Raw genomic sequence first — 21,824 nt, forward strand, 5'->3', positions numbered from 1 at the left:
CAGAGGTGAAATGATGGGTCAGCTTACCAAACAATTTGGCAAGATCAAGGTTGAGGTGGAGATTCCCCACCTGCTCAACCTGCAGGTGGACTCCTACCGGAAGTTCATGCAGGAGGGACGTACGGAACGTCTCCCTGATGAAGGTCTGGAAGGGGTCTTCCGTTCTGTCTTCCCAATCGAAGACTTCAACCGTACCGCCAGCCTCGAATTCGTCAGCTACGAAGTCGGCGAGCCCAAGTACGATCAGGCGGAATGCATCTCCAAGGGTCTTACCTACGAATCCCCGGTACGCATCAAGGTCCGCCTTGTCGTCTATGATGTCGACGACGAGACCGAGGCGCGTACTGTCCGCGATATCAAGGAACAGGACATCTATTTCGGCACCCTGCCACTGATGACCGAAAAGGGAACCTTCATCATCAACGGGACCGAGCGCGTCATCGTCAACCAGTTGCAACGTTCCCCCGGCATCATCTTCGAGCACGACGGCGGCAAGACGCATACCAGCCGCAAGGTGCTCTACTCCTGCCGCGTCATCCCCATGCGCGGTTCGTGGCTCGACTTTGACTTCGACCACAAGGACATCCTCTACGTGCGCATCGACCGCCGCCGTAAGATGCCCGCCACGATCCTGCTCAAAGCCATGGGCATGAGCAAGACCGAAATCCTGGACTGCTTCTACAAGAAAGAAATCTACGAGCTTGAGGACGACGGCCGCGTCTCCTGGCACTTCAATCCCGAGCTGCACCGCAAGGAAGCCGCCTTTGCCGACATCGTCGACAAGGAAGGCAACGTGCTGGTGAAGGCCGGCAAGCCCATCACCAAGCGCGCGTGGCGCCAGATGGAAGCCGCTGGCGTCGAAAAGATCGAAGTGGCCCCCGAAACGCCCCTCGGCCTGTTCCTTGCCGAAGATCTGGTCGACAACGCCACCGGTGAAATCCTCGCCGAAGCCGCCGACGAAATCACCGCCGGCCTCTTCGACGCGTGCCGCGAAGCCGGGATCACGACCATTTCAGCGCTGCATACCCGCGGTACCGATACCTCTTCCTCCATCCGCGATACCCTGGTGCAGGACAAGACGCCCACCATGGAAAAGGCGCAGGAAGAAATCTATCGCCGCCTGCGCCCGAGCTCCCCGCCGACCCCGGAAATCGCCGCGTCGTTCTTCGACAACCTGTTCCGCAACGGCGACTACTACGACCTGTCACCCGTGGGCCGCTACAAGCTCAACCAGCGCCTGAACAAGACCGATCACGCCGATCTGCGCACCCTTGCCGACGACGACATCCTCGACGCCATCAAGGTGCTTGTCCAGCTGAAGGACAGCCACGGCCCCGCCGACGACATCGACCACCTCGGCAACCGCCGCGTGCGCCTCGTGGGCGAACTGGTGGAAAACCAGTACCGCATCGGCCTCGTGCGCATGGAACGCGCCATCAAGGAGCGGATGAGCATTCAGGAAGTGGCTACGCTCATGCCCCACGACCTGATCAATCCGAAGCCCGTGGCCGCCGTGCTCAAGGAATTCTTCGGCACCTCGCAGCTGTCGCAGTTCATGGACCAGACCAACTCCCTCTCGGAAGTCACGCACAAGCGCCGTCTTTCCGCTCTGGGCCCCGGCGGTCTGACCCGCGAACGCGCCGGGTTCGAAGTCCGGGACGTCCATGTGTCGCACTATGGCCGTATCTGCCCCATCGAAACGCCTGAAGGCCCGAACATCGGTCTGATCGTTTCCCTGACGACCTACGCCAAGGTGAACGACTACGGCTTCATCGAGACGCCGTACCGCGTCATCCGCGACGGCTACATGACCGACGAGTTCGTGCACCTCGACGCTTCCCGCGAAACGGGCCACGTCATCGCGCAGGCCAACGCCGCCGTCGACGCCGACCGCCGTCTCGTGGACGACTACGTCACCGCCCGTGTGGGCGACGACGTGCTCATGGCCGCCCGTGAGGAAATCACCCTCATGGACATTTCCCCGAGCCAGATGGTGTCCATCTCCGCGGCGCTGATCCCGTTCCTCGAACACGACGACGCCAACCGCGCGCTCATGGGTTCGAACATGCAGCGTCAGGCCGTGCCCCTGCTCCGTTCCGAGCGCCCCCTTGTGGGCACCGGCATGGAAGTGGATGTGGCCCGCGACTCCGGCGCGTGCATCCTCGCGGAAAGCTCCGGCGTGGTCCACTATGCCGACGCCAACCGCATCATCGTGGCCTACGACGATCCCGCGCTGTACCCCAACATGGGCGGCGTGCGCGCCTACGATCTGCTGAAGTTCCACAAGTCCAACCAGAACTCCTGCTTCGGCCAGGTGCCTTCCTGCGTGCCCGGCCAGATCGTGAAGAAGGGCGACGTGCTCGCCGACGGCCCCGCCATCCATGACGGCGGCCTCGCGCTCGGCAAGAACATGCTCATCGCCTTCATGCCCTGGTGCGGCTACAACTACGAAGACTCCGTGCTCATCTCCGAACGCGTGGTGAAGGAAGACATCTACACCTCCGTCCACATCGAAGAGTTCGAAGTCGTGGCCCGCGACACCAAGCTCGGACCGGAAGAAATCACCCGCGATATTCCCAACGTGGGCGAAGAAATGCTGCGCAACCTCGACGAGAGCGGCATCATCCGCATCGGCGCGCCCGTGAAGCCCGAGGACATCCTCGTCGGCAAGATCACGCCCAAGGGCGAAACGCAGCTCACCCCGGAAGAAAAGCTCCTGCGCGCCATCTTCGGCGACAAGGCCCGCGACGTGAAGAACACGTCCCTCAAGGTCCCGCCGGGAGTTGAAGGCACGGTCATCGATGTGAAGGTGTTCAACCGTCGCTCCGGCGAAAAGGACGAGCGCACCAGGAACATCGAGGACTACGAAATCAGCCGCCTCGACGCCAAGGAACAGGATCACATCCGCGCCATCACGCGCCGGATGCGTGAACGCCTGCTCCCCATCGTCGACGGCAAGCAGATCGCCACGACCCTGCTCGGCGACAAGAAGGGCGAAGTGCTGGCCGAAGCCGGTGCCGCCATGACCGAAGAGCTGCTCATGGCCCTGCCGGTCAAGAAGCTGACCGATCTGTTCCAGAGCAAGGAAGTCAACGAAAACGTCGGCGAACTGCTTGTGCAGTACGATCACCAGATCGAGTACATCAAGTCGATCTACGACTCCAAGCGCGAAAAGGTCACGGAAGGGGACGATCTGCCCCCCGGCGTGATCAAGATGGTCAAGGTTCATATCGCCATCAAGCGTAAGCTGTCCGTGGGCGACAAGATGGCCGGCCGTCACGGGAACAAGGGTGTCGTCTCCCGCATTCTGCCGGAAGAGGACATGCCCTTCTTCGCCGACGGCCGCCCCGTGGACATCGTGCTGAACCCCCTCGGCGTGCCTTCCCGTATGAACATCGGCCAGATCATGGAAGTGCACCTCGGCTGGGCCGCCCGCGAACTGGGCCGCCAGCTCGCGGAAATGGTCGACAAGGGCACCGCCCTCCAGTCCGTGCGCGACGAAGTGAAGGACATCTTCGCTTCGCCGGAAATCGCCGCCGAAGTGGACGGGATGGACGACGAGGAATTCCGCAAGTCCGTCCTGAAGCTGCGCAACGGCATCATCACGTACACCCCGGTGTTCGACGGTGCCGAAGAATCGGAAATCTGGAACTGGCTGTCCCGCGCCGGCCTCGACGACGACGGCAAGTCCGTCCTCTATGACGGGCGCACCGGTGAGAAGCTGGAGAACCGCGTGACCACCGGCGTCATGTACTATCTCAAGCTGCACCACCTCGTTGACGAAAAGATCCACGCCCGTTCCACCGGCCCCTACTCCCTCGTCACCCAGCAGCCGCTGGGCGGTAAGGCGCAGTTCGGCGGCCAGCGTCTCGGGGAAATGGAAGTGTGGGCCCTCGAAGCCTACGGCGCTTCCTACCTGTTGCAGGAATTCCTCACCGTCAAGTCGGACGACGTGACGGGACGCGTGAAGATGTACGAGAAGATCGTCAAGGGCGACAACTTCCTCGAAGCCGGGCTCCCCGAGTCCTTCAACGTTCTGGTCAAGGAACTCATGTCCCTCGGCCTCAACGTCACCCTCCATCAGGAGGAAGGCAAGAAGAGGCCCAAGCGCGTCGGCTTCGCCGAAGAGGAACACCAGCAGTACCTGCAACAGCAGCAGGACATGGCTGACGAATAGATACCATCGCGGGGAAGGGCCCTCTTCAAAAGAAGGCCCTTCCCCGCACCCCTCCCCTTTCCCTCCTGAGGCTTTGTGCCGGGCCAGCCCCGGAACGGAAGAAGGAAGAAAGCGGAGGCCCTCCCCAGTTAAGAGACCCTTCATTACGTCCAACCCTCAAGACAGCGGTTTTGAGGGGATGGGGGTAGGGTTCGGAGACGGAGGTTCTTTACGGACCGTTGCCTCTCCGGTGCCTGACCCGCAAAAGGGAGTACATATATATGAGTCTTGACGATCTCTTCTCGGTTCGCAGCTCGGCCAACGCCAACGCGAGCCAAATCCGCAATCTGAAGGCGATTCAGATTTCCATCGCCTCGCCGGAGAACATCCGCGAATGGTCCTACGGCGAAGTCAAGAAGCCGGAGACCATCAACTACCGTACGTTCAAGCCCGAACGCGACGGCCTGTTCTGCGCGAAGATCTTCGGCCCGGTGAAGGACTACGAATGCAACTGCGGCAAGTACAAACGCATGAAGCACCGCGGCATCGTCTGCGAAAAGTGCGGCGTTGAAGTCATTGCCTCCAAGGTGCGCCGCGAACGCATGGGCCATATCGAACTGGCCGCGCCCGTCGCCCATATCTGGTTCCTCAAGACCCTGCCCTCCAAGATCGGCACCCTGCTCGACATGACCATGGCCGATCTGGAAAAGGTGCTCTATTTCGACTCGTACATCGTGCTCGATCCCGGCAGCACCAACCTCCAGAAGATGCAGGTCATCTCCGAGGACCAGTACCTCCAGATCATCGACCATTTCGGCGAGGACGCCCTTACCGTGGGCATGGGCGCGGAATCCATCCGCGGCCTGCTCGAAGAGCTGAACCTTGAGGAAATCAAGGTGCTCCTGCGCGAAGAATCGCAGACCACCAAGTCCCAGACCAAAAAGAAGAAGCTCACCAAGCGCCTCAAGGTCGTGGAAGCGTTCCTCGAATCCGGCAACCGCCCCGAATGGATGATCCTCGAAGTCATCCCGGTCATTCCGCCGGAGCTGCGCCCTCTCGTTCCGCTCGACGGCGGCCGTTTCGCCACCTCCGACCTGAACGACCTGTACCGCCGCGTGATCAACCGTAACAACCGCTTGAAACGCCTGATGGAACTCGGGGCTCCCGACATCATCATCCGTAACGAAAAGCGTATGTTGCAGGAAGCCGTGGACGCGCTGTTCGACAACGGCCGCCGCGGACGCGCCATCGCCGGCACCAACGGACGCCCCCTGAAGTCCTTGTCCGACATGATCAAAGGCAAGCAGGGCCGCTTCCGTCAGAACCTGCTCGGCAAGCGCGTCGACTACTCCGGCCGTTCCGTCATCGTCGTGGGCCCGTACCTGAAACTCCATCAGTGCGGCCTGCCCAAGAAGATGGCGCTCGAGCTTTTCAAGCCCTTCATCTATTCCGAACTTGAGAAGAGAGGCCATGCCTCCACCATCAAGAGCGCGAAAAAGATGGTGGAGCGCGAAGAGCTGGTCGTATGGGATATCCTGGCCGACGTGGTCAAGGAATACCCGGTTCTGCTGAACCGCGCCCCTACGCTGCACCGCCTCGGCATCCAGGCCTTCGAGCCGCTGCTCGTCGAAGGCAAGGCCATCCAGCTGCACCCGCTCGTCTGCTCCGCCTACAACGCGGACTTCGACGGCGACCAGATGGCCGTACACATCCCGCTCTCCGTGGAAGCGCAGATCGAATGCCGCGTGCTCATGATGAGCACCAACAACATCCTGTCGCCCGCCAACGGAACGCCCGTCATCGTGCCTTCCCAGGACATGGTCCTCGGCCTGTATTACATGACCGTGGAACGTTCCTTCGAAAAGGGCGAAGGCATGGTCTTCTGCGCCCCGTGGGAAGTGGAAGCCGCCCTTGACGCCGATCAGGTCAGTATGCACGCCCGCATCAAGGTACGCATGGAAGACGGCAAGCTCGCCAACACCACGCCCGGCCGTATCCTCGTGTGGCGCGGCCTGCCCGCCGGCATCAAGTTCGAGAACGTCAACAAAGAATTGACCAAAAAGAACATTGCCAAGCTGGTGGACAGCGCCTACCGCGACGCCGGGGTCAAGGCGTGCGTCATCCTCTGCGACCGCATCAAGGCCATCGGGTACGAATACGCGACCCGCTCCGGCATCAGTATCGGCGTGAAGGACATGCTGATCCCCGATTCCAAGAAGCGCATCATTGATGCCGCTTCCGCCGAAGTGGACAACATCGAAAGCCAGTACCGCGACGGTATCATCACCCGTACGGAAAAATACAACAAGGTCGTCGACGTTTGGACCAAGGCCACGCAGGACGTGTCCGCGGAAATGAACAAGGAAATCTCCACGGATATCCTGACCGACCCGAAGACCGGCAAGCAGGAGGCCAACCTCAGCTTCAACCCGATCTTCATGATGTCCAACTCGGGTGCCCGAGGCAACGCCGACCAGATGCGTCAGCTCGCCGGTATGCGCGGCCTGATGGCCAAGCCCTCCGGCGAAATCATCGAAACCCCGATCACCGCGAGCTTCCGTGAAGGCCTGACGGTGCTCCAGTACTTTACCTCCACGCACGGCGCTCGTAAGGGTCTCGCGGACACCGCCCTCAAGACGGCGAACTCCGGTTACCTGACCCGCCGCCTCGTGGACGTGGTGCAGGACGTCATCGTCTCCGAACACGACTGCGGCACCGTCGACGGCATCGAAATCCGCGCCATCAAGGACGGCGGCGAGGTCAAGCAGAAGCTGTCCGAGCGCGCGCTCGGCCGCGTGCTGCTCTACCCGGTGTATGATCCCGCAACGGGCGACCTGCTCTACCCCGAAAACACTTTGATCGACGAACCCGTCGCCAAGACGTTGGACGACAAGGGCATCAACTCCGTGATGATCCGCTCCGCGCTGACCTGCCAGTCCGAGCGCGGCATCTGCTCGCTGTGCTACGGGCGCGACCTTGCCCGCCGCCACCTCGTCAACATCGGCGAGACGGTCGGCATCATCGCGGCACAGTCCATCGGCGAACCCGGCACGCAGCTCACCATGCGTACCTTCCACATCGGCGGTACGGCGTCCAAGGAAATCGAACGTTCGAACTTCGAGGCGCAGCATGACGGCCGCGTGGTCCTCACCCGCGTGAAGGAAATCAGGAACCGCGAAGGTGTGGCTCAGGTGCTCGGCAAGAGCGGGCAGGTCGCCGTCATCGACGAGCAGGGCCGCGAAGTGGAGCGCTACACGCTCCCCAACGGCGCGCGCCTGCACGTTACGGATGGGCAGTCCGTCAGCAACGGCCAGCTCCTTGCCGAATGGGACCCGTTCAACGAACCCTTCGTCTCGGAAGTGGACGGCTTCATCAAGTTCACGGACCTCGTGGACGGCAAGACCTATCAGGAAAAGCTGGACGAAGCCACGCACCAGGCGTCCATGACCATCATCGAATACCGCACGACGAGCTTCCGCCCGTCCGTCTCCGTCTGCGATGAAAACGGCGATCCCAAGCTGCGCGGCGCGGGCCAGCTCCCCGCGGTCTACAGCCTCCCCGTCGGCGCGATCATCATGGTCAAGGACGGCGAGCAGGTGCTCGCGGGCGACATCATCGCCCGTAAGCCTCGTGAAACCTCCAAGACCCGCGACATCGTGGGTGGTCTTCCGCGAGTCGCCGAGCTGTTCGAAGTCCGCAAGCCCAAGGATATGGCCGTGGTTTCCGAAATCGCGGGCACCGTTTCCTTCGCGGGCGAAGCCAAGGGCAAGCGCAAGCTCATCGTCACGCCGGAAGTGGGCGAATCCAAGGAATACCTGGTGCCCAAGGGCAAGCACATCACCGTGTCCGACGGCGACTTCGTCGAGTGCGGCGACCTGCTGACCGAAGGCAACCCCGAGCTGCACGACATTCTGCGCACCAAGGGCGAGAAGTACCTCGCCGCCTACCTGGTGGACGAAATCCAGGAAGTGTACCGCTTCCAGGGCGTGGGCATCGACGACAAGCACATCGAAGTCATCGTGCGCCAGATGCTCCGCAAGGTGACCGTCACCGAGCCGGGCGGAACGAGCTTCCTCGTGGGCGAACAGGTCGACAAGGCCGAGTTCAAGGCCGAAAACCAGAAGGCCATGGCCGAGGGACGTTCCCCCGCCACCGCCGAACCGCTGGTCCTCGGCATCACGCAGGCGTCCCTGACCACCTCGTCCTTCATCTCGGCGGCCTCCTTCCAGGAAACCACCAAGGTGCTCACCGAGGCGGCCCTCAAGGGCAAGATGGACTACCTGCGCGGCCTTAAGGAAAACGTCATCGTCGGCCGCCTTATCCCCGCCGGGACGGGCTACCGCGAATACGTGGATCAGGACATCACGGTCCCGGATCAGAAGGAACGCCCCGACCGCTTCCTTGACGAGCTCAGCGGCAATCCGATCATCGCCGATCTGGACTGACAAAGCCAAAACATTTGGCCCCTCGGGGGGAACACTCTCTCCGAGAGGCCAAATGGCTCAAACAAAAATTCCGCAATCGGCACAGTCGATTGCGGAATTTTTGTTTGCTCTGCCCGTAACGGATTTCTCTCTTTCCACTCGGGGAAATCCCCAAAGGAGAAAAGGGCCCGGCGGGAATGTATCTTCATGTTTCTGATAAGGCATTCGGCTTACCAAGCCCTTTCTCCCTTTCCTTCACATACGGGGTACGGTTGAAGATCGCGCACATCCCGGATGTAGCCCTTTTCAACTGCCTTCATAGCCTGTAAACTGGTGAAATGAACACACCCGGAACCTTTCAGATACACGCCACGGACGGCGCGGCCCGTACCGGCGTTCTCCAGACGGCCCACGGCCCGGTAAACACGCCCATCTTCATGCCCGTCGGCACGGTTGGCAGCGTGAAGGCCATCGCTCCCGACGATCTCAACGCCATAGGCGCGGAAATCATCCTCGGCAACACCTATCACCTGTACCTGCGGCCCGGCGACGAACTCGTGGCGCGGCGCGGCGGCCTGCACGGCTTCAACGCGTGGGACAAGCCCATCCTCACGGACAGCGGCGGCTTTCAGGTCTTCAGCCTTTCCACCCTGCGGACCATCAAGGAGGAAGGGGTCACCTTCCGTTCCCACCTCGACGGCTCGAAGCACCTGTTCACGCCGGAAAAGGTGGTGAGCATCCAGCGCAACCTGAATTCGGACATTATGATGGTGCTTGACGAGTGCGTGCCCGCCGGGGCGGATCACACCTACACAGCCCGATCGCTGACCATGACCACCCGCTGGGCCAAACGCTGCCGTGACGCCTATCCCAAGGGGACGGCGGGAAACCTGCTGTTCGGCATCGTGCAGGGCGGCATGTTCAAGGATCTGCGTTCGGAGTCGGCGCGCCAGCTCATCGATCTCGACTTCGAGGGCTATGCCATCGGCGGGCTTTCCGTAGGCGAAAGCAAGGACGTCATGATGGAGATGCTGTACCATACGGCTCCCATACTGCCTTCCGAAAAGCCCCGCTATCTCATGGGCGTGGGCACGCCGCTGGACATCATCAAAGGCATCGACGCGGGCGTGGACATGTTCGACTGCGTCCTGCCCACGCGCAACGCCCGCAACGGCACGCTGTACACCTCGCTCGGCAAGCTCAACATCAAGCGCCGCGAATTTGCCGAGGACGACGGCCCGCTCGATCCCGCCTGCAGCTGCTACACCTGCCGCACGTTCTCCCGCGCCTATTTGCGGCATTTGTACGTTTCGCAGGAGCTGCTCTCCTTCCGGCTCAACTCCATCCACAACCTGACCTACTTCCTCGACACCGTCCGCGGGGCCCGCGCCGCCATCCGCGAAGGCCGCTGGGCCGAGTACAAGCGGCGGTATGAAGAGTTATATGATGTGTAGGGGGAGATAAGGATTGAAGGGGGGAGGGGAAACCTTTCTGGAGAAAGGTTTCCCCTCCCACCTTCAAACTTTCCCCCTCCTCTTCCAAAGACTTTTCCCCTTACCCAGTCCCTTATCCAGAGTGTTCCCTATGACAGAGAAACACGGCTCGCCGAACGGTTTTCCTCCTGCGCATCAAGAGCGTTTGGAACAGGGCCGGGAAGCTGGAAACCCCTTCTTCAAGAAGGATTCCCCCTCCTCGTCTTCCTCCTCGAAAAACACTTTGATTGTAGGTGTGGGGACACTCATTTCGCGGCTTTTAGGGTTTGTGCGCGATGCCGGCATTGCATGGCTGCTCGGCGGTTCGGGGGCGGCGGACGCGCTTACGGCGGCGCTGCGGATTCCGTACATGGCCCGGCGGCTGTTCGGCGAAGGCACGCTGTCCCTCTCCCTGACCGCCGCCTGCACGCGGGAACGGCTGCGGGGCGGTTCTGGCTGCGGGCTTGCGCTGGCGGTAACGCGCAAGCTGGCCTTATGGACGGGGTTCTTGGCTTTGGCGTGCATGGCGGGAGCGGGAATCATCATGCGGGCCATCGCGCCGGGTTTGGAGGAGCGCCCGGAAGTGTTCGGAGAGGCCGTTACGCTGTTCCGTATCTGTGCTCCGTATATCTGGAGCGTCATGATGGCGGCGGGCTGCATGGCGGCCCTGCACAGCAGGCAGCGTTTCCTGCTGCCTTCGCTGACGCCGTCCCTGTTCAACCTTTGCGTCATCGGCTTCGCACTGCTGGCGGCCTTCAACCCGTCGCTGCAGCCGGGCGTGCTCGTCGCCTGCGGCGTCCTCTGCGGGGGAATCTTGCAATGGCTGGCTCAGGTACCGGCAACCCGCATCCTCCAGCGCGAAGAGGGGAAAAGGGGAAAGCCCGCCGATGCACGGACAGTCTCGGAGGCCTTCCGCCGTCTCCCCGCAGGCATCGTTGGGGCCGCCATGCCTCAACTGGCCTTTCTCGGAGCCTCCGCTCTGGCTTCGCTCCTGCCCGAAGGCCATATGGCCTCCCTGTTTTATGCCGAACGGCTGCTGGAATTTCCTCTCGGCGTGCTCGGCGCCGCCGTGGGGATGGCCGCCGCGCCGCGCCTCGCGGAACTCGCGGCCTCCGAAGGGCTTTCCCGCTCTTCCCGTTTCCACGAAATCCCCTCGTTTTCCCTTTCCCAACCCCAAAAGCCCGAACAGGCTGATCCCCCGCCGCCTCTTTCCGCTTCCCGTACGGCCCGCAACGACACCAAGGCGATACCCGGCGCCCGCTTGCAAAAGCCTTGGGATGGTGAAGGGATGGCGTTTGAGGATGGAGAACCCTTTTTCAAAAGAGGGGAGCCCCCCCACGGTTCCCCTTCCCCTCCCCCAAGTTCCCTGCCGACCGCCCCTCCCCACTCCTTCTCGGACGAAATCCAGCGGGCGGCGCTGCTGTCGCTCGGCCTGAACCTGCCTGCGGCGGCGGGCCTGGCGGCGATATCCCTGCCGCTGGTCGCCGTTGTGCTTGGGCACGGGGCCTTTGATGCGGAAGCCGTTTCCGCCACGGCGCTTGCCCTGTGCGCCTACGCACCCGGCTTGCCCGCCTATGCGCTTTCCCGGCCCTTGCTGGCGGCTTGCCACGCCTTGGAAAGCGGGCTCCCGCTCAAGGCCGCCGCCGTTGCTCTGGCCGTCGCCCTTGCAGGGGGTTACGCCCTCACCCTGCGTTTTGGGGCATGGGGGCCGCCGCTCGGCGTCTCCGTGGGGCTCTGGTGCAATGCGGCCCTGCTCTGGATCGGACTCTCCCGCAGGGTTTCCCTGCGGCTTCCGCTCCGCTCCCTCGCCGTGCAGCTTGCCGGAACGGCCCTGACCTTCGGGAGCGCCTATGGCGTTGTCCTCTGGGCCGGGCACGCCTCGAACATCGCGCAGCTGGCCCTTGCCATACCAGCCGGGGCAGCCGTGTACGCCGCCTCCCTGCTCATCGGCGACCGGAATTGGTTCCGCCTCTTGAAAAAGCGATAGTCCACCTGGAGCATTTCCTCTTTACGTTGCCGTATTTCAAAGGCCATTGATGCCGGAAAAGACTGTAATGAGCCGATAGGCATGACCAGCATTGGAAAGGGGAGATGGACTCCGCGCTGGCCAATTGAGGGAAGGGAGGAAAGCTTTTCCTCAAAAAAATCCCCTTCCCCAATGCATCTCCGCTCTTTTAAAGTTTATCCGCCCTATCATTCCGGGCGGGACAACGCACCTCGCCCCGTGCGCTTTCCCACCTTTTCTAGGTACTTCACATTCTCACGCGCTCGTCCTATACAAAAAAAATGCAAAAGACATCTTTCTTCCCCCCGTTTATCCGCACCCTCAGCGTCCTTTTTATTGGCACGCTGTTGGCGCTTGTGCTGGCGCGAGGAGCCATGCTCGGCATCCTCTGGCCGGAAGTGGCCGGGAACCCCGCTTCCGACATCCTGAACGCCCTGTACATCGGTACGAAGTTCGATATTCGCATGGTCGTACTCGGGCTCATCCCCATTGCGCTCATCCTCGGGATCCCGCCTCTTGAGCGCCTTCTGGTCCGCAGCCGAGGCTTCCGTGGCTTGATCGACTTGCTGTACGCCGCGGTTTTCGCCGCGGCCACGCTCGTGTACATCATCGATTTCGGCTGGTTCTTCTACATGCACACCCGCGTGGACGCGAGCCTGTTCGAACTGCTCGGCGACCCGGACATCGCCGGGACAATGGTCTGGGAAACTTACCCCGTCGTCTGGATCACGTTCGGGCTCATCGTGGTTACGGCGCTGTACGCCCTGTTCTTCGGCAAAACGCTGGCCAGGCACGAAGCCACGCCGCGCCTCGGATGGAAAGGCCGCACCGGATGGAGCGTCGCCACATTCGTGATCCTGTTCCTCCTCGGCTACGGACAGATCAGCTCCAACCTCTTCCCGCTGCGTTGGAGCAACGCCTTTTTCAGCGTGGACAAAAACATCTCCATCCTCGCCCTGAACCCCATCCAGAACCTCTTCGATACGGTCAACGCGGCGCGGGGGACCCGCCCGGACATCGAAGCCACCCGGGAAAGCTACCCCCGCGTCGCGGCATGGCTCCGCGTACCCAACCCCGATCCGCAAAAGCTCGACTTCATGCGCACGGTGCCCGGTACCCCGGCGGAACGGCAGGAAAAGCCGCTGAATGTGGTGGTCATCATCATGGAGTCCATGACATGGCCGCGCACGTCCTTCTCGCCCAACCTGACCGGCATTCCCGAGGACACCACGCCGAACCTGATGGCCCTCTCCAAGGATTCGCTGTATTATCCGCTGTTCTTCGCGCCGACGCGCACCACCGCCCGCGCCATCTTCACCACCATGACCGGCATCCCGGACGTGAACCGCTCCGGCGGCACCAGTTCCCGCAATCAGGCGCTGGTGGATCAGGCGCTGATGATGAATGAGTTCAAAGGGTACAGCAAATATTACATGATCGGCGGCAGCGCGAGCTGGGCCAACATCCGGGGCTTCCTCTCCCACAACATCGAAGGGCTGCACCTGCTTGAGGAAGGCTCGTGGAAAGCGCCCAATACCGACGTGTGGGGCCTTTCCGATCTCGATCTGTTCCGCGAGGCGGCCGCCGCGCTCACGAAATCCCCGAAGCCGTTCGTGGCGGTCATCCAGACGGCGGGGTTCCACCGCCCCTACACCATCCCCGAAGACAACGCGGGATTCCAGATCAAACAGCCGTCCGAAGCCATCCTCAAAAACTACGGTTTCACCGGCGCGGACGAATACAACTCGCTCCGCTTCTCCGACCACTCGCTCGGCGAGTTCTTCAAAATCGCCCGGCAGCAGCCCTGGTTCGATAACACCGTGTTCGCCATTTTCGGCGATCACGGCCTGAACGACACGTCCCTGAACATGTCCCCCGGCTATCTGGCCTGCCGCCTCCAGAGCAACCATACGCCCATGCTCATCTACGCGCCCGGCCTCGTCGCTGCGGGCAAACTGCAGCCCGGCGTCGACGGCCGCCCGTGCGGCCAGCCGGACATCTTCCCCACGCTGGCGTCCCTCGCCGGAATCCCCTACCGCTACAACGCGATGGGGCGGAACCTCCTCGATCCGGATACCAAGCGGGATGAAATGCAGTTCCTCGGCGGGGAAACCGAATCCACGGTGCGGCTTGTGGAAAACGGCTATTGCTATATCCGCGAAACCGACGAACACATGTATAAAATGGACGCCCCCGTACTGGAGGATCTGCTCAACACGGACCCCGAACGCGCCGCCCACATGCGCCAGTACGCACAGGACTTCTACAACGTTTCCAAATATCTTTTGTATAACAATAAAAAATTCGACTAGCTCTGAAAGGCTCCTTTCTTCCCGAAAAACATGGGATGCCCGTAACGGTTCCCCACAACCAACGAAGGCCGGTGTTTGCGCATCGGCCTTCGTTGGTTGTAGCAGGGATTGCATTCCGCACGGGTACGGTTGCATTCCGTAATGCCCCCAGACCGAAACGGGCTCTGCCGCAACGCGGCGCGATCTTCTCCTTCATGCTGAAAGCTCTTTGATAATAAGGGAGTACGCGACTTCCTTTTCCAGAAAGGGCAAATGGCACGTTCCATGCTTTTGCGAGTGTGCAGCCTGCCGCCTCAGACGGAAAAGCGCTGCCGCGGACCTCGCGTCCTCCACGGAACATCAACAAAGGAAAACATATGCCTCACCCTACGATACACGCCGTTTGCCTCGCGTCTTCCGGCAGGGCCCTGTCCGGAACCTGCTCCGGGCCCGCCGCCTTCGTGAACAACCGCAAGAAAACAAGTCTCCATGAGTCCATTCTGTCCGGCATAAAGGCACGGTTCGGGGCACTGGCCCGATACGCCGCGGCCCTGGACGAAAAAGCGGCCGCCAGATTGTCCGCCGCGGATCATCCGCAGCAGGCCGCCAAACAATTGGAGACGCTCCTGCGCCTGCCGGAAACGGGAACGCTGCTGCACTTCGAAGCGGGGGACGGCGGTTTTCTGGAAGCCTTTCACGCCGCGCGGCCCGGCTGGGAACTTTCGGCCATCGAATCCGGCGACGCGTTCATGCGGTTGCTCAAAAAAGCGTTCCTGCGTTCCGCCTACAATGCGGACTACCGCGATGCCGACATCGTTTCCCGGTTCGACATCATCGCCGTTACCAAGCCTCTGGATGAAGTGGAGAAGCCTCTCAACGCCGTCCGCTGGCTGAGCCGCCGCCTCGCTGACAACGGCACGCTGTTCCTCTGGCAGCCCGCTCTCCGTATGGGCACGGGCTTGTCGCTCCACGGCCTCCCGATCCGCATCGCCAACCTTACGGCCCTTTGCAAAACCGCCGGGCTATCCGTGGACACCATTACAACGGAAGGCGAAGTCGTCTGCCTCTGTGCCCGGAATACGCCTCAACGCTAATACACGGGGAAACTTGTTAAAATGTGTGTCCCCAAAAAATATTGAAGAAAAGGCGGGGAGCCCTCCTCACGGCGCGCCAAAGGAACATAAGGCCATCCCTCTCCACGGGAAATCGCCTCCTTATGAGCCAAGGCCCGAAAACCGGAGAGAAAAAAGGAGGAAAGCCCGGCAAAAGGGCTAGACCTCCAACTGTCTCACGGCTATACACAACAGACGGAGTGTTCTTTTCACCTTGTACCGAACGGAGTGTTCTTCAATGCAGTTGAACGGTGCCAGAATTCTCATCGAGTGTCTGATTCGCGAAGGCGTCAACATCATCTTCGGGTATCCCGGGGGGTCCGTACTGGACATCTATGATGAACTGCCCCAGTACGGCGAACAGCTACGCCACATTCTGGTACGTCACGAGCAGGCCGCCGTTCACGCCGCCGACGGATACGCCCGCGCTACGGGCAAGGTCGGCGTCTGCATGGCCACATCCGGCCCCGGAGCCACCAACACGGTGACCGGCATCGCGACCGCGTATTGCGATTCCATCCCGATGGTGATTTTCACCGGGCAGGTACCCACCGGCCTCATCGGCAACGACGCGTTCCAGGAGGTGGACATTGCGGGCATCACACGCCCCTGCACCAAACACAACTATGTGGTGAAGGACGTGAAGGATCTCGCCAAGGTCGTACGGCAGGCCTTCTATCTGGCCCGTTCCGGGCGTCCCGGCCCCGTACTTGTGGACCTGCCCAAGAACGTGCTTCAGGGTTCGGCCGAATTCGTCTGGCCCGAAGACGTGAGCCTGCGCAGCTACAACCCGACCTACCGCCCCAATTACGCCCAGATCCGCAAGGTCGTGGACGCGCTCTACAATGCGGAGCGCCCCCTGCTGTTCGGCGGGGGCGGCGTGATTATGTCCAACGCCAGCGAAGAGTTCCGCAATCTCGCCAAGAACCTGAGCATCCCGGTGACCTGTTCCCTGATGGGCCTCGGCGCGTTCCCCTGCGATCACCCGCAGTGGCTCGGTATGCTCGGTATGCACGGGACCTATGCCGCCAACAAAGCCGTCAGCAACGCCGACCTCCTGATTGCCGTGGGCGTGCGCTTCGACGACCGCGTGACCGGACGCCTCTCCTCCTTTGCGCCCAAGGCCACCATCGTCCATATCGACATCGACCCCACGTCCATCCACAAGAACGTCAACGTGCGTATCCCCGTGGTGGGCGACTGCCGCAATTCGCTGGTCGCCATCCGCGAACACCTCGCCGCCCGCGAACCGCTCCCCTGGAAGGAACGCTTCGCCGCATGGCAGGGCCAGCTTGACGAATGGAAGCAGGAACAGCCCATTACCTGGACACCCGGCGAAACGACGATCAAGCCGCAGGAAGTCATCAAGGCCGTGGACAAAATCACGGAAGGCAAGGCCATCCTGACCACGGAAGTGGGCCAGCACCAGATGTGGGCCGCGCAGCTCTACAACTTCACGGAACCGCGCACCCTGCTCACCTCGGGCGGCCTCGGGACCATGGGCTACGGCTTCCCCGCCGCCATCGGCGCGCAGTTCGCCTATCCCAACAAGCTCGTCATCGACGTGTCCGGCGACGGATCGTTCCAGATGAACCTCCAGGAACTCATCACCGCCGTCAGCAACAAGCTGCCGGTCAAGGTACTGCTCCTGAACAACGGCTGTCTGGGCATGGTCCGCCAGCTCCAGGATCTTTTCTACGGAGGCCGCCTCAACGCCGTGGACATCCCGGATCAGCCGGACTTCGTGAAGCTCGCCGAAGCCTATGGGGCCGAAGGCTACCGCGTCGCCAAGCTGGAAGATCTTGAATCCACGCTCCGCACCGCGTTTGCCAGCCCGAACACGGCCATCATCGACGTCATCGTCGAGCGCGACGAAAACGTGTACCCCACTGTACCCTCCGGGGCTTCGCTGGACGAAATGCTGTTGCTGTAAAAACTTTGGGGGAGGGAACCCTTCCGCGAACGGTTTCCCTCCCTTTCAAGGCGCATCGCCTTTCCTTCCCTTTTTTCAACCGTGGGGAGGCCGCTCGGAAGGCCGTTTCAAGAGCGCGAATGCATATTGGAACGGCGGCTGTGCGGAAAAACCGTAAAACAAAACTGTTGGGCGCACGGAACCCGGAACGGCGCTTTTTGCCGCCGTCCGCTTTACTGCCTCCGTGCTTTACGATACGTTCAGACCCATCACCGTACCGAAAGGGGATTGTTATGACTACCGGACGTTTCCACGGAGCTTTCACAGCACTGGTGACGCCGTTCAAGAACGGCAAGATCGATGAGGAAGCTTACCGTGAATTCATCGAATGGCAGATCGAACAGGGCATCGACGGCCTCGTGCCCTGCGGCACCACCGGCGAATCCGCCACGATGACCCACGACGAGCATGAAGCCGCTATCCGCATCTGCGTCGAGCAGGTCAACAAACGCGTTCCCGTCATCGCCGGCGCGGGCTCCAACAACACCCGCGAAGCCATCCCTCTGACCCAGTTCGCCAAAAATGTCGGGGCGGACGCCGCCCTGCACATCACCCCCTATTACAACAAGCCCACGCAGGAAGGCCTGTACCAGCACTTCAAGACCATCTGTTCCGAAGTGTCCATGCCCGTCATCCTGTACAACGTGCCCGGCCGCACCGGCTGCAACATGCTGCCCCCCACCGTGGCCCGCATCGCCCGTGATGTGCCCGATGTCGTGGGCATCAAGGAAGCCACCGCGGATCTCATCCATGTATCCGACCTCGTGGAACAGTGCCCCGAAGGTTTCCAGATCCTCTCCGGCGACGACTTCACCGTGCTGCCCCACATCGCCGTGGGCGGCTGCGGCGTCATCTCCGTGACCGCGAACGTCGCGCCCAAGCTGATGGCCGACCTCTGCAAGGCCACCCTCGCCGGGGATATGGACGAAGCCAGACGCCTGCACTTCAAGCTCATGCCCATCAACCGGGCCATGTTCCTTGAAACCAACCCGATCCCGGTCAAGACCGCCGTATGCATGATGCGCGGCCTTGATCTCGAGTTCCGTCTGCCTATGGTTCCGCTTATGCCGGACAACCTTGAAAAGCTGACCAAGATACTCAACGATTGCGACCTGCTTCATTAATGCAAGCGTACGTAAGCGCCACGGCCTCCTCGGAGTCCGTGGCGTTTTGCGTTTGAAAAACATACGTACAAGGAGACTTCATGGAATCGTCACTTGCCTTTGCGCCGGACTTCAGCAAGTCTGGGGGCCTCATCGCCGCCGTCGCGCAGGATGCGGAAACCCTTGATGTTCTCATGCTGGCGTGGATGAACCCCGAAGCATGGGAAAAGACCCTCGAAACGGGCGAAGCCCATTATTACAGCCGCAGCCGCAAGTGCCTGTGGCATAAAGGCGGCACGTCGGGGCATGTGCAGAAGGTGAAGTCCATCCGGCTTGATTGCGACGGCGACGCCGTCGTGCTGCTCATCGAACAGATCGGCGGGGCAGCCTGCCATGAAGGGTACAGAAGCTGCTTCTCGCGTGAACTCCGCGACGGTAAGGTTTCCCGCTGTTCCGAACTCGTATTTGATCCCAAAGAGGTGTACAATGGCTAATCCCATTCTCAAGCTCGGCCTGCCCAAAGGCTCTCTGGAAGACCCGACCATCGATCTCTTCGACCGTGCCGGTTGGAAAGTGCGCAAGCATCCCCGCAACTATTTCCCCGACATCAACGATCCCGAGATCACGGCCCGCCTCTGCCGCGTGCAGGAAATCCCCCTCTACATTCAGGACGGCGTGCTTGATCTCGGCCTGACCGGCAAGGATTGGGTGAAGGAAACCAAGGCCGACGTGGTGGTGGTTTCCGACCTCATCTACTCCAAGGTTTCCAACAAGCCCGCCCGCTGGGTGCTCGCCGTCGCCGACGACTCCCCCTACCAGAAGCCCGAAGACCTCGCGGGCAGGCGTATCGCCACCGAGCTCATGGGCGTGTGCACCGAATATTTCAAGGAACGCAACATCCCGGTCAACATCAACTATTCGTGGGGCGCGACCGAAGCCAAGGTTGTGGAAGGCCTCGCCGACGCCATCGTGGAAGTGACGGAGACGGAAACCACCATCCGCGCCCATGATCTCCGCGTCATCGACGAAGTGCTGGTGACGAACACGGTGCTCATCGCCAACGCCGCTGCCATGCAGGACCCGGAAAAGCGCCGCAAGATCGAACAGATCGATCTGCTCCTCCAGGGCGCACTGCGTGCCGAGTCGCTCGTCTGCCTCAAGATGAACGCCCCCGCCGCCAAGCTGGACGCCGTCCTCGCTCTGCTGCCCTCCCTGAATTCCCCCACCGTCGCCCCGCTTCAGAACGGCGAATGGCTCTCTCTTGAAACCGTGGTCAGCACCGGCATCGTCCGCGACCTCATCCCCCAGCTCCGCGAAGCCGGAGCCGAGGGAATTCTGGAATACGCGCTGAACAAGGTTATCTAAGGGGAAATGCCTCCGGCGGGCAGGGCTCCGCCCTGCACCCGCTGGGGGGCGAGCCGCCCCCCAGACCCCGGCATAACGGCGGACGCAAAAGGGTTCCGCATCCAGCTTGCGCTGGACACGGAACCCTTTTGCGTCCGCCGTCTTGTCTTCGTCGGGAGTCCCCCGTTCGAGGTCACGGTGACACGCTCAATTTTTGTAATTAATACAAAAAATCCAAGAATGCACTGCCGGGAAACTTTCAACAAACCTCGACATGCCGCATCACCGCAACCATCATCCGCACCGTTTACAAAAGTCTTTGAAGAGGAAGGGGGAGGTTTGGAGAGGGGAGGGGAAACTTCTTTAGAAAGTTTCCCCTCCCCCCCCTCCAATCTTCATTTCCACCCCAGCTCCATCAATGATGATACGGCAGCCCGCGCGTTAACGACTCGGCACGGTACAACTGCTCAAAAAGTACGACGCGGGCAAGCTCATGCGTCATAGTAAGGGGGCCAAGGGCGATCAAATGGCTAGCCGCCTGCTTTACGGAATCGTCAAGCCCAAAGGCCCCGCCGATGATAAAACAGGGGCGGCGGCTGGCGTTCTCGGAAAGCCGCTCCAGAAAAACGGAGAATTGCCGGGAGGTAAAGGTCTTCCCCCGTTCGTCAAGCACGACGGGAATGTCGGAGGCGGAAAGGGCGGATAGAATCCCCTTGCCTTCCAAAGCATTACGGTCAACAATAGGCAAGGAAGGATCACCGTCCTTGATAATGGACTCGGTGAACGCCCGCCAGCGGACGAGCCGCTCAACGTAATGCTCAGCGGCCGCCTTCCAGAAGGGCGTCTTCAAACGCCCCACGGCAACGATTCGCAATGGTTTTAAAGTCATGATGCCCTGTTGTTGCGGGGATAGAATGCATGTTGCGGGCTTCGGGCCCGTAGCCTCACAAGCTCTGAAAAGAGAGCCTTCACCTAACATCGGCAGGTCCGGGAGGCAAGCATATGGCATCTTCACAGGCTAGCGGCGTCAACACGCCGCCCTACGTCGACTTTAAACGCGCGGTGGAGCTCATGCTTGATGGGCATCCCGTCATCTTCCCGACGGAAACCTTTTTCGCGCTCGGGAGCCGCGCCCTCGACGCCGACGCCACCGCGCGCGTTTACCGGGCCAAGCACCGCTCCACTGTCCGTCCTCTGCCCTTGATTCTGGGTGACTGGGAACAGCTTGATATGATCGCCAAGGTCCACGACGAGCTCATGCCGCTCCTGAAACGCTTCTGGCCCGGTCCGCTTTCGGTCATCTTCCCGGCACGCCTCCGCGTCCCGGACATCCTCACCGGAGGCACGGGCCGCGTGGCCGTGCGCCTGTCCTCCCACCCCGTAGCCCGCGCGCTTGCGCAGGCCGTAGGCGAACCCATCACCTCCAGCAGCGCGAACATCAGCGGCAATCCCGCCGTCGTCAGCGTCAATCAGCTCGACGAAGAGCTGATCGCTTCGGTCATGGGCATCCTTGATGAGCCGCCCGTTCCCGCAGGAGGCTTGCCCTCCACACTCGTCGAACGCATGGAAGACGGCAGGCTCCGCCTCCTCAGGGCAGGCGCCGTCACCTCCGCGCAGATCGCTGAAGCCGGGTTTGAGGTTGTGGAAGAAGAATGAGATTGGAGGGGAAAGGGGAACCCTTCTGAAGAAGGGCTTCCCCTTTCCCCTCCCAAGACTTTCGACTTTATCGAATCCTACATGGCAGCTTTTCCGTTTGCGACAAGTTCTTCTTCGGATCTTCCTTTCTCAAAAACAAAAACGGCCCGGAATTATTTCCCGGGCCGCTTCTTTTTCTCTTTCACTTGCTGCCGGGAGACGCCTGCCAAGCTCCAGCCTTTCGCGCCGCCCTTCACACCATTTACCCTTACGAAAGTTTTAGGGGGGAGGGGATGGGGTTTGGGGAAGG

General features: G+C 61.3%; 12 protein-coding genes. 11 read left to right on the forward strand and 1 reads right to left on the reverse strand.

What is annotated here, in order from left to right; all coding sequences use genetic code 11:
• Positions 1-13: 13 nt before the first annotated feature.
• From rpoB to hisG, 10 genes are all read left to right on the forward strand, one after another.
• Positions 14-4,177, forward strand: coding sequence for a DNA-directed RNA polymerase subunit beta (rpoB, locus tag T370_RS0113930; protein WP_029436063.1), 4,164 nt, complete (start codon positions 14-16; stop codon positions 4,175-4,177).
• Positions 4,178-4,437: 260 nt separating this feature from the next.
• Positions 4,438-8,601: a DNA-directed RNA polymerase subunit beta' gene (gene rpoC / locus T370_RS0113935; protein WP_029436064.1), complete on the forward strand. Its 4,164-nt coding sequence runs from the start codon at positions 4,438-4,440 to the stop codon at positions 8,599-8,601.
• A gap of 317 nt (positions 8,602-8,918) precedes the next feature.
• A complete protein-coding gene (gene tgt / locus T370_RS0113940; protein ID WP_005027889.1) occupies positions 8,919-10,034 on the forward strand; it encodes a tRNA guanosine(34) transglycosylase Tgt in 1,116 nt (371 codons plus the stop codon).
• A gap of 274 nt (positions 10,035-10,308) precedes the next feature.
• Positions 10,309-12,039, forward strand: coding sequence for a lipid II flippase MurJ (locus T370_RS23685; RefSeq protein ID WP_248604264.1), 1,731 nt, complete (start codon positions 10,309-10,311; stop codon positions 12,037-12,039).
• A 299-nt stretch (positions 12,040-12,338) separates the two neighbouring features.
• Entirely contained in the window at positions 12,339-14,369 is a 2,031-nt protein-coding gene (locus tag T370_RS0113950) for an LTA synthase family protein (protein ID WP_029436066.1), read from the forward strand.
• A gap of 356 nt (positions 14,370-14,725) precedes the next feature.
• Positions 14,726-15,442 carry a class I SAM-dependent methyltransferase gene (locus tag T370_RS0113955; protein ID WP_029436067.1) on the forward strand — a complete coding sequence of 239 codons (717 nt, stop codon included), beginning with the start codon at positions 14,726-14,728 and terminating at the stop codon, positions 15,440-15,442.
• A 256-nt stretch (positions 15,443-15,698) separates the two neighbouring features.
• The gene (gene ilvB / locus T370_RS0113960) at positions 15,699-17,393 is read left to right on the forward strand and encodes a biosynthetic-type acetolactate synthase large subunit (RefSeq protein WP_029436068.1); all 1,695 of its coding nucleotides are present in this window, start codon (positions 15,699-15,701) and stop codon (positions 17,391-17,393) included.
• A gap of 272 nt (positions 17,394-17,665) precedes the next feature.
• On the forward strand, positions 17,666-18,556 hold the full coding sequence (gene dapA, locus T370_RS0113965) for a 4-hydroxy-tetrahydrodipicolinate synthase (RefSeq protein WP_005027894.1): 891 nt from the start codon (positions 17,666-17,668) through the stop codon (positions 18,554-18,556).
• An 80-nt stretch (positions 18,557-18,636) separates the two neighbouring features.
• Positions 18,637-19,029 carry a phosphoribosyl-AMP cyclohydrolase gene (gene hisI, locus T370_RS0113970; RefSeq protein WP_005027895.1) on the forward strand — a complete coding sequence of 131 codons (393 nt, stop codon included), beginning with the start codon at positions 18,637-18,639 and terminating at the stop codon, positions 19,027-19,029.
• Positions 19,022-19,900 carry an ATP phosphoribosyltransferase gene (gene hisG / locus T370_RS0113975; RefSeq protein WP_029436069.1) on the forward strand — a complete coding sequence of 293 codons (879 nt, stop codon included), beginning with the start codon at positions 19,022-19,024 and terminating at the stop codon, positions 19,898-19,900. Before hisI ends, hisG begins: the two co-directional genes overlap by 8 nt.
• A 394-nt stretch (positions 19,901-20,294) precedes the next feature.
• Here hisG and T370_RS0113980 read toward each other — a convergent pair whose 3' ends face one another.
• A complete protein-coding gene (locus T370_RS0113980; RefSeq protein WP_016360611.1) occupies positions 20,295-20,768 on the reverse strand; it encodes a 23S rRNA (pseudouridine(1915)-N(3))-methyltransferase RlmH in 474 nt (157 codons plus the stop codon).
• Between the two features lie 113 nt (positions 20,769-20,881).
• Here T370_RS0113980 and T370_RS0113985 point away from each other — a divergent pair, with 113 nt between their 5' ends.
• Positions 20,882-21,535 carry an L-threonylcarbamoyladenylate synthase gene (locus T370_RS0113985; RefSeq protein ID WP_005027898.1) on the forward strand — a complete coding sequence of 218 codons (654 nt, stop codon included), beginning with the start codon at positions 20,882-20,884 and terminating at the stop codon, positions 21,533-21,535.
• The last annotated feature ends 289 nt before the right edge of the window (positions 21,536-21,824 follow it).

Source organism: Bilophila wadsworthia ATCC 49260, from assembly GCF_000701705.1.
Taxonomy (GTDB): domain Bacteria; phylum Desulfobacterota; class Desulfovibrionia; order Desulfovibrionales; family Desulfovibrionaceae; genus Bilophila; species Bilophila wadsworthia.

Coding starts and splice junctions, on each gene's coding strand:
- T370_RS0113985 (WP_005027898.1), top strand. CDS start 20,882: ATGGCATCTTCACAGGCTAGCGGCGTCAACACGCCGCCCTACGTCGAC.
- hisG (WP_029436069.1), top strand. CDS start 19,022: ATGGCTAATCCCATTCTCAAGCTCGGCCTGCCCAAAGGCTCTCTGGAA.
- hisI (WP_005027895.1), top strand. CDS start 18,637: ATGGAATCGTCACTTGCCTTTGCGCCGGACTTCAGCAAGTCTGGGGGC.
- T370_RS0113955 (WP_029436067.1), top strand. CDS start 14,726: ATGCCTCACCCTACGATACACGCCGTTTGCCTCGCGTCTTCCGGCAGG.
- rpoB (WP_029436063.1), top strand. CDS start 14: ATGGGTCAGCTTACCAAACAATTTGGCAAGATCAAGGTTGAGGTGGAG.
- tgt (WP_005027889.1), top strand. CDS start 8,919: ATGAACACACCCGGAACCTTTCAGATACACGCCACGGACGGCGCGGCC.
- T370_RS0113980 (WP_016360611.1), bottom strand. CDS start 20,768: ATGACTTTAAAACCATTGCGAATCGTTGCCGTGGGGCGTTTGAAGACG.
- ilvB (WP_029436068.1), top strand. CDS start 15,699: ATGCAGTTGAACGGTGCCAGAATTCTCATCGAGTGTCTGATTCGCGAA.
- T370_RS0113950 (WP_029436066.1), top strand. CDS start 12,339: ATGCAAAAGACATCTTTCTTCCCCCCGTTTATCCGCACCCTCAGCGTC.
- dapA (WP_005027894.1), top strand. CDS start 17,666: ATGACTACCGGACGTTTCCACGGAGCTTTCACAGCACTGGTGACGCCG.
- rpoC (WP_029436064.1), top strand. CDS start 4,438: ATGAGTCTTGACGATCTCTTCTCGGTTCGCAGCTCGGCCAACGCCAAC.